This window comes from Klebsiella sp. BIGb0407, from assembly GCF_024807845.1.
GTDB lineage: Bacteria > Pseudomonadota > Gammaproteobacteria > Enterobacterales > Enterobacteriaceae > JGM124.
Genome location: NZ_JANUEQ010000001.1, coordinates 1,128,555 through 1,142,765 on the forward strand (window position 1 = coordinate 1,128,555; position 14,211 = coordinate 1,142,765).

Annotated in this window: 8 protein-coding genes; all 8 read left to right on the forward strand. The window is 53.6% G+C overall.

The window, feature by feature from the left end:
* Nucleotides 1-124: 124 nt before the first annotated feature.
* The 8 genes from yegD to trhP all read left to right on the forward strand — a co-directional run bounded on the left by yegD (nucleotide 125) and on the right by trhP (nucleotide 14,148).
* Nucleotides 125-1,477 (forward strand): molecular chaperone, encoded by a 1,353-nt coding sequence (yegD, locus tag M2387_RS05325; RefSeq protein WP_259047636.1) that lies wholly within the window; start codon nucleotides 125-127, stop codon nucleotides 1,475-1,477.
* 199 nt (nucleotides 1,478-1,676) lie between these two features.
* Complete coding sequence (locus tag M2387_RS05330; protein WP_259047638.1) at nucleotides 1,677-2,909, forward strand: MdtA/MuxA family multidrug efflux RND transporter periplasmic adaptor subunit; 1,233 nt, start codon at nucleotides 1,677-1,679, stop codon at nucleotides 2,907-2,909.
* A complete protein-coding gene (locus M2387_RS05335) occupies nucleotides 2,906-6,028 on the forward strand; it encodes an MdtB/MuxB family multidrug efflux RND transporter permease subunit (protein WP_259047640.1) in 3,123 nt (1,040 codons plus the stop codon). Before M2387_RS05330 ends, M2387_RS05335 begins: the two co-directional genes overlap by 4 nt.
* A complete protein-coding gene (gene mdtC / locus M2387_RS05340; protein ID WP_259047642.1) occupies nucleotides 6,029-9,121 on the forward strand; it encodes a multidrug efflux RND transporter permease subunit MdtC in 3,093 nt (1,030 codons plus the stop codon).
* 3 nt (nucleotides 9,122-9,124) lie between these two features.
* Nucleotides 9,125-10,540, forward strand: coding sequence for a multidrug transporter subunit MdtD (gene mdtD / locus M2387_RS05345; RefSeq protein WP_259047644.1), 1,416 nt, complete (start codon nucleotides 9,125-9,127; stop codon nucleotides 10,538-10,540).
* Entirely contained in the window at nucleotides 10,537-11,946 is a 1,410-nt protein-coding gene (baeS, locus tag M2387_RS05350) for an envelope stress sensor histidine kinase BaeS (protein ID WP_259047646.1), read from the forward strand. The genes mdtD and baeS overlap by 4 nt, the downstream gene beginning before the upstream one ends.
* Entirely contained in the window at nucleotides 11,943-12,665 is a 723-nt protein-coding gene (baeR, locus tag M2387_RS05355) for an envelope stress response regulator BaeR (RefSeq protein ID WP_259047647.1), read from the forward strand. The genes baeS and baeR overlap by 4 nt, the downstream gene beginning before the upstream one ends.
* Nucleotides 12,666-12,783: 118 nt before the next feature.
* Nucleotides 12,784-14,148 carry a prephenate-dependent tRNA uridine(34) hydroxylase TrhP gene (gene trhP, locus M2387_RS05360; protein WP_259047649.1) on the forward strand — a complete coding sequence of 455 codons (1,365 nt, stop codon included), beginning with the start codon at nucleotides 12,784-12,786 and terminating at the stop codon, nucleotides 14,146-14,148.
* Nucleotides 14,149-14,211: the final 63 nt, after the last annotated feature.

Consider the following 14,211-nt stretch of genomic DNA (forward strand, 5'->3'; position numbering starts at 1 on the left):
CTCAGCGACAGCTTAGGATGAAATTTATTCCATCAGCTGCTCAGTTGCAGTTATTCGGTTGCCGAGCGGCGTTCATTCCGCTAAAGTCGCCCGCTTCTCAATGGCATGGGGATGGATAATTAACATGAATATTGGTTTTGACTACGGCACTGCAAACTGCTCTGTCGCGATAATGCGTGAAGGTAAACCGCAATTACTGGAGATGGAGCAAGGCTCTACATTTCTTCCGTCGATGTTATGTGCACCGACTCGTGAAGCGGTCAGTGAGTGGTTATATCGCCATCATGATGTTCCGGCTAACCGGGATGAAACCCAGGCGTTATTACGTCGGGCGGTGAGTTTTAACCGCGAAGAGGATATTGAAGTTCTGCCCGGCAGTGTGCAGTTTGGCTTACAGTCACTGCGCCAGTATATGGAAGACCCTGAAGAGGTGTACTTCGTGAAATCGCCGAAGTCGTTTCTCGGCGCTACCGGACTAAAACCTCAGCAAGTTGCGCTATTTGAAGACCTGGTCTGCGCGATGATGGTACATATTCGCCAGCAAGCCGCGACGCAGATGAACGACCAGCCGACCCAGGCCGTGATTGGCCGGCCGATTAACTTCCAGGGTATGGGGGGCGAAGAAGCCAACCGTCAGGCGGAAGGTATTCTGGAACGTGCTGCTCATCGCGCCGGGTTTGACCAGGTCGTCTTTCAGTTTGAACCGGTCGCGGCGGGTCTTGATTTTGAAGCCACGCTGCAAGAAGAAAAACGCGTGCTGGTAGTGGATATCGGCGGCGGAACTACCGACTGTTCGGTACTGCTGATGGGGCCTGAGTGGCATACCCAGTCAGATCGTACCGCCAGTTTACTCGGCCACAGTGGTTGCCGGGTCGGCGGTAATGACCTGGATATTATGCTGGCCTTTAAACAACTTTCACCGCTGCTCGGGATGGGGGGTGAAATGCAAAATGGCAACGCTCTGCCGGTACTCCCCTGGTGGAATGCGGTGGCGATTAACGATGTTCCGGCTCAGAATGAGTTTTACGCCAGCGCTAACGGGCGTGCACTGAATGAGATGCAGTATAATTCCAAAGAACCCGAAAAAGTGGCCTACCTGCACCAGGTCTGGCGTCAGCGCCTGAGCTATCGTCTGGTTCGCGCGGCGGAAGAGAGTAAAATCGCCCTGTCAAACGCCGGGCAAGTCGCGACTTTACTGCCCTTTATTGCCCCGGGTCTCGGGTGTGATATTAGCCAGCAGGCACTGGAAGCGGCCATCAGCCAGCCTCTGCAACGGATCATGGAGCAAGTGACTCTGGCGATGAACAGCAGTGATGTACAGCCGGATGTGATTTATCTGACCGGGGGCAGTGCGCGTTCTCCACTGTTACGCGCCGCACTCAGCCGTCAGCTGCCGGGTATTCCGATTGCCGGCGGAGATGACTTCGGCTCGGTAACTCAGGGGCTGGCGCGCTGGTCTGAGATTATTTTCCGCTAGCCGTGAGTTTATTTGTTCTCAATATAGCCCCTGTTTAATGGGGGCTATATTCTCCGCTTAGGGTTCAACACCCTCTTTTTAGTGCAGTTTTTTCCATTCAAGCGTAGTATCCATACAGTACTTCTTATTTCCTCCATTATTCCCCGGCTATATTTAATTACACTAGCCCTAATAGTTTTAGAAAGAGAATGATTCTCCTATGACAGGCAAAAACAGGAAAATTTCACGCGGATTATGGCTGGTCGGAATCGTTATTATTCTGGTGGCAGCCGTATGGTTCTGGCGCAGTCAGCAAGCAGCATCGACATCCGCGCCTCAGGCAAGTCACCGTCAAGGCCCGCCTGCTGGAGGCCCTCGCGGTATGCGCGGTCCATTGGCACCGGTTCAGGTTGCCACTGCCTCGCAACAAACTGTCCCGCATTTCCTTAATGGCTTAGGTACCGTCACGGCGGCCAATACCGCAACGGTTCGCAGCCGGGTCGACGGGCCGTTAATCGCGATTCATTTTCAGGAAGGTCAGCAAGTCAGCGCCGGTACGCTGCTGGCTGAAATCGACCCAAGTTCATTTAAAGTCGCCCTGGCCCAGGCCCAGGGGCAGCTGGCTAAAGACCAGGCGTCACTGAATAATGCCCGCCGGGACTTAACCCGTTACCAGCAGCTGGCTAAAACCCAGGTAGCTTCACGCCAGGAGCTGGATGCCCAGCAGGCACTGGTTTCCGAGCTCACCGGAACCGTCGCTGCCAGCCAGGCCTCTGTCGCTAGCGCTCAGCTTCAGCTGGACTGGAGCCGTATTACTGCGCCCATCAGCGGGCGCGTCGGGTTACGGCAAATCGATGTCGGGAACCAGGTTTCCAGCAGCGATGCGATTGTGATTATTACCCAGACAGACCCGATTGATGTGGTCTTTACCCTGCCGGAAAGTGATATCAGTACCGTGGTAAAAGCCCAGGCTACCCAGCCTGCCCTGCCGGTTGAGGTCTGGGATCGTACTAATCGGCAACAGCTGGGTCAGGGAACCCTGCTCAGCCTGGATAATCAGATAGACCCCACCACCGCCACAATTAAACTGAAAGCGCGCTTTGCTAATCAGGAAGGCTTGCTGTTCCCGAATCAGTTTGTGAATACGCGTATGCAAGTCGCAACGCAGGAAGATGCCATCGTTATTCCGGCTTCGGCCTTACAGATGGGCAGTGAAGGCCACTTTGTCTGGGCCGTCAGCGCGGACAATAAAGTCAGCAAACAGCTGGTTACGCCTGGTGTACAGAACAGCAGGACGGTAGTGATTCAAACTGGCCTCTCGGACGGCGAGCGCGTGGTTACCGATGGGCTGGATCGCCTGACCGACGGTGCGCAGGTTGAAATCGTCGAGCCTGTAGATGCCAGTGCTGCAGCGCCAGCTGAGCGTAAACCACGCAGAGCACAGGCATCATGAGTGCTTTACCGCCGAGCCTGCCCGGTGGCCCTTTCCGGCTGTTTATTCTGCGCCCGGTAGCCACTACCCTTCTGATGGTGGCGATTTTACTGGCCGGGATCATTGGTTATCGCTTTTTACCGGTTTCCGCCCTGCCAGAAGTGGATTACCCGACGATTCAGGTCGTTACCCTGTACCCGGGTGCCAGCCCGGAGGTCGTTACCTCCGCGATTACCGCGCCCCTGGAACGGCAGTTCGGCCAGATGTCAGGTTTACAGCAGATGTCGTCCCAGAGTGCGGGCGGGGCCTCGGTCATTACCTTACAGTTCCTGCTCAGTCTGCCGCTCGATGTCGCGGAGCAGGAAGTCCAGGCGGCGATTAACGCTGCGACTAATTTACTCCCCAGCGATTTACCAAATCCGCCGATTTACAGCAAAGTAAACCCGGCTGACCCGCCGATTATGACGCTGGCGGTCACCTCCAGCGCCCTGCCGATGACCGATGTTCAGGATCTGGTGGAAAACCGTATTGCCCAGAAAATTTCCCAGGTCTCAGGCGTTGGCCTGGTACAGTTATCCGGTGGAATGCGCCCGGCCGTGCGTATTCAGCTAAATTCTCAGGCGCTGGCCGCGCTGGGGCTGACCAGTGAAAATGTCCGCACCGCAATCACCGGGGCCAACGTCAATTCGGCCAAGGGGAGCCTCGACGGGCCGGAACGCTCTATTACCCTTTCCGCCAATGACCAGATGAAATCAGCCCAGGAATACCGGGACTTAATTATCAGCTGGAAAAACGGTGCGCCGATTCGTTTGGGCGATGTCGCCCTGGTTGAACGTAATGCGGAAAACCGCTGGCTGGGCGCCTGGGCGAATAAACAGCCTGCGGTGGTGCTTAATATTCAGCGCCAGCCGGGAGCGAATATTATCGCCACCGCCGACAGTATTCGTGCCCTGCTGCCCACCCTGACCAGCAGCCTGCCGAAATCGGTAGAGATGACGTTACTGAGCGACCGCACCACCAATATTCGGGCCTCTGTCAGCGACACCCAGCATGAGCTGATGCTGGCCATCGCGCTGGTGGTAATGATTATTTATCTGTTTCTACGCAATGTCCCCGCGACGATTATTCCTGCTGTGGCGGTGCCGCTCTCGCTTATCGGGACTTTTGCGGTGATGGTATTCCTCGATTTCTCCATCAATAACCTGACATTAATGGCGCTCACTATCGCTACCGGGTTTGTGGTGGATGATGCGATTGTGGTTATCGAAAACATCTCCCGCTACATAGAAAAAGGTGAAAAACCATTGGATGCGGCGCTGAAAGGAGCGGGTGAAATCGGTTTTACCATTATTTCATTAACCTTCTCACTGATCGCCGTGCTGATCCCTCTGCTGTTTATGGGGGATGTGGTCGGGCGCTTATTCCGCGAGTTTGCCGTTACTCTGGCGGTTGCCATTCTGATTTCTGCGGTAGTGTCGCTCACCCTGACGCCGATGATGTGTGCCCGGATGTTAAGCCACGAATCCTTGCGTAAGCAGAATCGGTTCTCACGCGCCTGCGAGGTGATGTTTGACCGGGTGATTGCCGCCTACGGGCGTTTTCTGACGCCGGTATTGCGCCACCCCTGGCTGACGCTCAGTGTCGCTTTTGCCACTATGGCGCTGACGGTAGTACTGTGGATTTTTATCCCCAAAGGGTTCTTTCCCCTGCAAGATAACGGCATGATCCAGGGCACCCTACAGGCACCCCAGTCGGTTTCGTTTGCCAGTATGGCGGAACGCCAGCAGCAGGTGGCGAATATTATTTTGCAGGATCCGGATGTTGAAAGCCTGACCTCTTTTGTCGGTGTCGATGGCACCAATCCGTCGCTGAACAGTGCCCGCCTGCAAATTAACCTCAAGCCGCTCAGTGAGCGGGATGCGCGAATGCCGCTGATTATTGAGCGCCTGCAACAAAGCGTCGATCGCCTGCCCGGCCTGTCACTCTATTTACAGCCGACCCAGGATTTAACTATCGATACCCAGGCGAGCCGGACCCAGTATCAGTTTACCGTCCAGGCCACTTCTCTGGACCAGCTAAGCACCTGGATTCCGAAACTGGAAAGCCAGTTAAAAACGCTGCCGGAATTGTCAGATGTCAGCAGTGACTGGCAGGACAGAGGGTTAATGGCCTATGTCAATGTTGACCGTGACAGTGCCAGCCGCCTGGGGATCAGTATGCAGGACGTGGATAACGCTTTGTATAACGCCTTCGGACAACGGCTGATTTCCACCATTTACACCCAGTCGAATCAGTACCGGGTAGTGCTGGAGAATAATACCCAAAATACGCCGGGGCTGAGCGGGCTGGATAATGTCTACCTGACCAGCAGTGAAGGTAAACCGATCCCGTTAAGCAGCATCGCGCAGGTTGAACAGCGTTTTACCCCGCTGGCGATTAATCATCTTGACCAGTTCCCCTCCGCCACTGTGTCGTTTAACGTACCGGAGTCTTACGCTCTGGGTGACGCGGTTAATGCGGTTCTGGCAACAGAAAAAGCGCTGAATTTACCGAGTGACATGACTACCCAGTTCCAGGGCAGTACCCTGGCATTCCAGGCGGCGCTCAGTAGTTCAGTGTGGCTGATCCTGGCCTCCGTGGTTGCGATGTATATTGTGCTTGGGGTGTTATATGAAAGCTTTATTCACCCGATAACCATTCTCTCTACCCTGCCCAGTGCCGGGGTCGGGGCATTGCTGGCGCTGATGCTGTCGGGGGCCGAGCTGGATATTATCGGGATCATCGGCATTATTCTGTTGATTGGTATCGTGAAGAAAAATGCCATTATGATGATCGACTTTGCGCTGGCCGCAGAGCGTGAGCAAGGCATGACGCCGTACGATGCTATCTACCAGGCTTGCCTATTGCGTTTTCGACCGATCCTGATGACCACCATGGCGGCGATTCTCGGGGCACTGCCGCTGATGCTGGCAACCGGCGTCGGGGCGGAGTTACGTCAGCCGCTGGGCATCGCCATGGTCGGCGGGCTGCTGGTCAGCCAGGTACTGACCCTGTTTACCACTCCGGTGATTTATCTGTTATTTGACCGTCTTTCCAGAGCAACACGTCACCGTTCTGATAAGTCGCTGCCGGAGGCGTAAATGAAATTTTTCGCTTTCTTTATTTCACGCCCGGTCGCCACGTTACTTCTGACTCTGGCAATTGTTCTGTGCGGGATTTTGGGGTTCCGGCTACTGCCGGTCGCCCCACTCCCCCAGGTTGATTTCCCGGTGATTATTGTCAGCGCCTCGCTGCCCGGCGCCTCACCCGAAACCATGGCCTCATCGGTTGCGACTCCGCTGGAGCGTTCATTAAGCCGTATTGCCGGGGTCAATGAAATGACCTCTTCCAGCTCGCTGGGCAGCACGCGCATTATTCTTGAGTTTAATTTTGACCGGGATATTAACGGCGCGGCGCGTGATGTGCAGGGGGCGATTAATGCCGCCCAGAGTTTACTGCCCACCGGCATGCCGAGCCGTCCTACCTACCGTAAAATCAACCCGTCCGATGCGCCGATAATGATCCTCACCCTGACCTCGGATACCTTGAGCCAGGGCGCGCTGTACGATGTCGCCTCCACACAGCTGGCACAGGCGGTGTCCCAGATAGAAGGTGTCGGTGATGTTGATGTGGGCGGCAGCTCGCTTCCTGCGGTTCGTATCAGTCTTAACCCGATGGCGCTGTTCAACCAGGGCGTTTCACTGGATGCCGTCCGCACCGCGATTAGCAGTGCCAATGTGCGTCGCCCGTTAGGGGCTCTGGAAGATGACCACCAGCGTTTCCAGGTGGAAAGTAACGATGAACTGAAGAAAGCGGCAGACTATCAGCCGCTGATTATTCGCTACCAGAATGGCGCAGCTGTGCGACTCAGCGATGTGGCCGAGGTGGTGGATGACGTAGAAGATTACCGTAACGCGGGGATGGCCGACGCGAAACCGGCGATTTTGCTGCTCATTCGTAAAACTCAGCAAGCCAATATTATTGCCACAGTCGACCGGGTACGCGACAAGCTGCCGATTTTGCAGCAACTGCTCCCGGCTTCAGTCAAGCTACAGATTGCCCAGGACCGGTCTCCCACTATCCGCGCCTCGCTGGTTGAGGTCGAAAAAGCGCTGGTGATTGCCGTCGCGCTGGTGATTCTGGTGGTGTTTTTATTCCTGCGTTCGGGGCGAGCCACGCTTATCCCGGCGGTTGCAGTGCCGGTATCATTGATAGGCACATTTGCCGCCATGTATTTATGCGGCTTCAGCCTGAATAACCTGTCGCTGATGGCGCTCACCATCGCCACCGGCTTTGTGGTGGATGATGCCATTGTAGTGCTGGAAAATATTACCCGCCATCTGGAAGCCTCAATGAAACCGATGCAGGCAGCGCTGATTGGCGTGCGCGAGGTCGGTTTTACCGTCTTCTCAATGAGCCTGTCCTTAATCGCCGTTTTCCTGCCACTACTGCTGATGGGCGGATTACCAGGGCGATTATTCCAGGAGTTTGCCATTACGCTGTCGGTGGCGATTCTGATCTCACTGGTGGTGTCGCTGACGCTGACGCCGATGATGTGCGGCTGGTTACTGAAAAGCCGCCCGGCGCATGCCCCGCAGGCCCCGAAAGGCACGGCGCGTTTGCTGGCCGGGGTTCAGGCCGGTTATGCCCGCTCTTTACGCTGGGCGCTCAATCACAGTCGTTTTATCGGCATGGTGTTTCTCGGGACTATTGCCCTGACGGTCTGGCTGTATATCGCTATTCCGAAAACCTTCTTCCCGGAGCAGGATACCGGCCGTTTAATGGGGAATATCCGTGCTGACCAAAGCATCTCCTTCCCGGCGATGCGTGAAAAGCTGCAAGATTTTATGAAAATTATTCGTGAAGATCCGGCGGTCGATAACGTTACGGGCTTTACCGGGGGTTCCCGGGTGAATAGCGGGATGATGTTTATTTCACTCAAACCTTTGTCTGAACGCAGTGAAACCTCGCAGCAGGTGATTGACCGGCTGCGGGTTAAACTGGCCAAAGAGCCAGGCGCCAGCCTGTTCTTAATGCCGGTGCAGGATATTCGTATCGGCGGGCGTCAGGCGAATGCCAGCTATCAATATACCCTGTTATCTGACGATCTTAACTCCCTGCGGGAATGGGAGCCGAAGATCCGTACCGCCCTGGCGGCATTGCCTACCCTTGCCGATGTGAACTCAGACCAGCAGGATAAAGGGTCAGAGATGGCGCTGACCTATGACCGGGAGGCCCTGGCCCGGCTGGGCGTTGACGTTGCCGAAGTGAATAGTTTACTGAATAACGCCTTTGGTCAGAGGCAAATCTCGACGATTTATCAGCCACTGAATCAGTACAAAGTGGTGATGACGGTTGACCCGCGTTACGCCGAAGATGTCAGTGCGCTGGATAAGATGTTTATCATCAATAAAGACGGCGCCCCTATCCCGCTCTCTTATTTTGCCCAATGGCGGCCAGCCAATGCCCCGCTGTCGGTTAATCACCAGGGGTTATCGGCGTCCACCACGATTTCGTTTAACTTACCGACCGGGGTCTCATTGTCCGAGGCCAGTGCCGATATTGACCGGACTATGACGGCGTTAAGCGTACCTAATTCAGTGCAGGGAAGCTATTCCGGCACCGCTCAGGTCTTCAAGGAATCTCAAAATTCACAGGTGATTCTGATTCTGGCGGCGATTGCCACGGTCTATATTGTGCTGGGGATCTTGTACGAAAGTTATATTCATCCGTTGACCATTCTTTCAACCTTACCTTCGGCAGGCGTCGGGGCCTTACTGGCGCTGGAGCTCTTCCAGGCGCCTTTCAGCCTGATTGCCCTGATTGGTATTATGCTGTTAATTGGTATAGTGAAGAAAAACGCCATTATGATGGTCGACTTCGCGCTTACCGCACAGCGGTCTGACAATCTCAGCCCCAAAGAAGCGATTTTCCAGGCCAGTTTGTTACGTTTCAGGCCTATTATGATGACGACGCTGGCGGCGCTGTTTGGCGCGCTGCCCCTGGTACTGACTCATGGTGATGGCGCAGAGTTACGGCAACCGCTGGGTATTACTCTGGTGGGCGGTCTGGTAATGAGTCAGTTGCTGACCCTTTATACCACCCCGGTGGTGTATCTCTTCTTTGATAACCTGAGAGCCAGATTTACTTCCCGTACCAAACCGGATCTCAGTGTTGAGGTCAAGGATAATTAATGCATGAATGACCTGCCCCCGGCGGTGCGCTGGCAGTTATGGATTGTTGCTTTTGGCTTCTTTATGCAAGCCCTGGATGCCACGATTGTTAATACCGCGCTGCCCAGTATGGCCCAGAGTCTGGGTGTCAGCCCGTTGCAGATGCACTCGGTGGTGGTCGCCTATGTCTTAACCGTCGCGGTGATGCTGCCGGCCAGCGGCTGGCTGGCTGATAAAGTCGGTGTACGGAATGTGTTTTTTACCGCCATTGTGCTGTTTACGTTCGGATCGCTGTGCTGTGCGGCAGCCTCGACGCTGAATGAGCTGGTTCTGGCCCGCGTTATCCAGGGGGTTGGCGGCGCAATGATGGTGCCTGTGGGGCGCTTAACGGTGATGAAGATTGTCCCGCGCGCGCAATATATGGCGGCCATGACTATGGTGACTATTCCGGGACAAGTGGGCCCACTGCTGGGCCCGGCGCTGGGCGGTGTACTGGTGGAGTATGCCACCTGGCACTGGATCTTCCTGATCAATATTCCGGTAGGCATTGTCGGCGCTATTGCGACGCTGAAACTGATGCCCAATCACAAGCTACAAACCCGCCGTTTTGATATTGCCGGTTTCTTATTACTGGCTTTTGGCATGGCACTGTTGACGATTGCGCTGGAAGGCCAGCAAGACCCTGACCTATCCGTCTGGTTACTGAGCACAATGGTTGTTACCGGTCTGAGTGCTCTGCTGATTTACCTGCGTCATGCTTTCGGTAATCCTGACGCGCTGTTTAATCTCGATTTGTTTAAAACCAGAACCTTTTCTATTGGCCTGGCCGGGAGTCTCTGCGGGCGTATTGGTAGCGGTATGCTGCCCTTTATGACACCGGTATTTCTGCAAATTGGTCTCGGTTTTTCGCCCTTCCATGCCGGGCTAATGATGATCCCGATGGTGCTGGGCAGTATGGGAATGAAACGTATTGTGGTTCAGGTCGTTAACCACTTTGGCTATCGCAAAGTACTGGTCGCTTCGACCTTAGGCCTGTCAGTGCTGAGCCTGGTATTTGTCACCACCGCCATGATGGGCTGGTACTGGCTGCTGCCTTTGGTGCTGTTTTGTCAGGGTATGGTTAACGCCATGCGCTTTTCGTCCATGAATACCTTAACGCTAAAAGACTTACCCGATACCCTGGCCTCCGGTGGCAACAGCTTACTTTCGATGGTGATGCAGCTGGCGATGAGTATTGGCGTCAGTATTGCCGGTATTCTGCTGGGAATGTTTGGCCATCCACAGGGCGTCAGCGATCCGGGAATACTGCACCATATCTTTATCTATACCTACAGCTGTATGGCGGTGATTATTGCCCTGCCAGCACTGATATTTATGTGGGTTCCCACCGATACCACACAAAATTTTGCGATTACACGACGGAAAAGGAATGAGCCATGAAACTCTGGCGACCTGGGGTAACCGGTAAACTGTTTTTTGCCATTCTGTCGACCTGTTTAATGGTACTGGCCATTATGCACTGGGGCGTGCGCCTCAGCTTTGAGTATGGCTTTATTGATTATATTAAACGAGGTAATGAGCAGCGCCTTGAGTGGTTAAGCAATGGGCTCAGTGAGCAGTATGCCGAACATGGCAACTGGAGGTTTTTGCACCATAATGAACGGGTAATGTTTCAGATATTACGATCCTTTGAACAAGACCCGGATCATGAGAATGCTAACCCGCCTCCTCCGCCACCACCTCATGGCTGGCGGACTAAATTCTGGGTGCTGGATCAGAATAAAAAAGTGCTGGTAGGACCGCGTGAAGCCGTGCCGGCCGACGGCATTCAACGTGAAATCAACGTTAATAACCGCCGGGTCGGCTGGGTGGTAGCTTCATCCGTCGAACATCTGACGCAAAACGCCGATATTAATTTTGACCGCCAGCAGCAACGTACCAGCTGGATTATTGTCGCCCTGTCATCATTACTGGCCGCCGCGGTGACGTTCTTCCTGGCGCGAGGATTGCTGGCTCCGGTCAAACGCCTGGTTGAAGGTACCCATCGCCTGGCCGCCGGGGATTTTACTACCCGGGTAACACCGGGTAGTAATGATGAGCTCGGGCGGCTGGCACAAGATTTTAATCAGCTCGCCAGTACGCTGGAAAAAAATCAGCAGATGCGGCGTGCCTATATGGCCGATATTTCCCATGAACTGCGTACGCCGCTGGCAATTTTGAACGGGGAGCTGGAAGCCATTCAGGACGGGGTTCGCAAATTCACCCCCGATTCGCTGACCTCATTACAAATGGAAGTTGCCACGCTCACTAAACTGGTGAATGATTTACATCAGCTCTCTTTATCCGATGAAGGGGCGCTGGCCTATCAGAAACAATCGCTGGATATTATTACCCTGCTGGAAGTGGCTGCCGGGATTGTCCGGATGCGCTTTGCCGAACGCGGCTTAAACTTGCGTCTTGAACTTCCGGAGCAAGCACAGGTTTTTGGCGATAGCGACCGCCTGATGCAACTGTTCAATAATTTGCTGGAAAACAGCCTGCGCTATACCGACCCGGGTGGTGAATTACTGATCCAAGGGCAATTTAGTGATAACAGCCTGATACTCCGTTTTTCCGACAGTAAACCCGGGGTAAATGATGAGCAGCTGGAACATCTGTTCAACCGTTTTTATCGCGCTGAAGGTTCACGTAACCGCGCCAGCGGCGGTTCCGGCCTCGGTTTATCCATTTGCCAGAATATTGTTACCGCCCACGGCGGCACATTACAAGCCAGTCATTCACCTTTGGGTGGTGTGATGATGACAGTGATATTGCCACTGGAAACCAGTTTACCGAGAATATTATGACCGAAACTCCTGTTGATGACCTGGCACCGCGTATTTTAATCGTTGAAGACGAACCTAAACTCGGCCAGTTACTGATTGATTATTTACGTGCGGCAAACTTTAACCCGACGCTGATTAATCATGGCGACTTAGTTATTTCCTATGTCCGTCAGACGCCCCCTGATCTTATTTTGCTCGACTTAATGTTGCCCGGTACTGATGGTCTGACTCTCTGTCGGGAAATTCGTCGTTTCTCCGAAGTCCCGATAGTTATTGTGACCGCGAAGATTGAAGAGATAGACCGGTTGTTAGGGCTGGAGCTGGGTGCAGATGATTATATTTGTAAACCCTACAGCCCACGCGAAGTCGTCGCACGCGTAAAAACCATTTTGCGCCGCTATAAAAAGACGCAAAACTTCAGTATCGATGCAGATAGTAGCCCGTTAGTCATAGATGAAGGACGCTTCCAGGCGAGCTGGCGTGGCAAACTGCTGGAACTGACACCGGCCGAATTCCGCTTGTTAAAAACCCTCTCCAGCGAACCCGGTAAAGTGTTCTCCCGCGAGATGCTGCTCAATCACCTTTACGATGATTACCGGGTGGTAACCGATCGCACTATCGATACCCATATTAAAAATCTGCGCCGTAAACTGGAGGCGCTGGATAGCGAGCCCTCGTTTATTCGTGCGGTCTACGGCATGGGTTATCGCTGGGAAGCGGGAATGAGTACCTTGCTGTAAAAGTAGTTTCCCGTCACAATTCGCGCTACAATCCCACTCAGTAACTGTGGAAATTATTTCATCCCAAACCGCCTCATTCAGTGAGGCGGTTCTGACTTGATATCAGACTGAGACCAACATGTTTAAACCAGAACTCCTTTCCCCTGCGGGAACGCTGAAAAATATGCGTTACGCTTTCGCTTATGGTGCCGATGCCGTTTATGCGGGCCAGCCGCGCTACTCGCTCCGGGTACGTAACAATGAATTTAATCACGAGAACCTGCAGACTGGCATTAATGAAGCCCATGCGTTGGGTAAGAAATTTTATGTGGTGGTCAATATTGCCCCCCACAACGCCAAGCTAAAAACCTTTATTCGTGATTTAAAACCGGTGATTGATATGGGCCCGGATGCCCTTATTATGTCCGATCCCGGACTGATTATGATGGTTCGCGAAGCTTTCCCGCAGATGGACGTTCACCTGTCAGTGCAGGCCAATGCCGTCAACTGGGCAACGGTAAAATTCTGGCATCAGATGGGACTGACTCGCGTTATCTTGTCTCGTGAGCTTTCCCTGGATGAAATAGCAGAAATTCGCGCTCAGGTGCCAGAAATGGAGCTGGAAATTTTTGTCCATGGCGCACTGTGCATGGCCTATTCCGGGCGCTGCCTGCTGTCGGGTTATATCAACAAACGTGACCCGAACCAGGGAACCTGTACTAATGCCTGTCGCTGGGAATATAAAGTGCAGGAAGGTAAAGAGGACGACTTGGGTAATATCGTTCATATTCATGAACCTATTCCGGTGCAGAACGTAGAGCCGACTTTAGGCGTGGGTGCCCCGACAGACAAAGTCTTTATGGTTGAAGAGGCCAAACGTCCGGGCGAGTACATGACGGCCTTTGAAGATGAGCATGGTACTTATATCATGAACTCAAAAGACTTACGGGCGATTGAGCATGTAGAGCGCCTGACGAAGATGGGTGTACATTCCCTGAAAATCGAAGGTCGCACCAAATCACACTATTACTGCGCGCGCACCGCTCAGGTCTATCGCCGGGCGATTGATGATGCGGCTGCCGGTAAGCCTTTTGACCCAACCCTGATGCGTACTCTGGAAGGCCTGGCTCACCGTGGCTATACCGAAGGTTTCCTCCGCCGTCATACCCATGACAGCGCCCAGAACTATGACTATGGCCATTCCATTTCGGACACCCAGCAGTTTGTCGGCGAATTTACCGGTGAACGCCGTGGAAGCCTTGCCGCGGTTCAGGTGAAGAATAAATTCAGTGTCGGTGATAGTCTGGAATTGATGACCCCTCAGGGCAATGTAGTATTTACGCTCGAGCAGATGGAAAACAAGAAATCAGAACCCACCTCAGTCGCACCAGGTGACGGCCATACGGTCTGGTTACCGGTTCCTGATGATATGGATCTGACTTATGCCCTGCTGATGCGTAATCTCAACGGACAGACAACACGCAGTTCACAGATTGCCAGCTAAATCAGATTATTCTTTCTATATTAGAATCTGATCACATATCGCTCGGTCAGATAGCGCTATTAT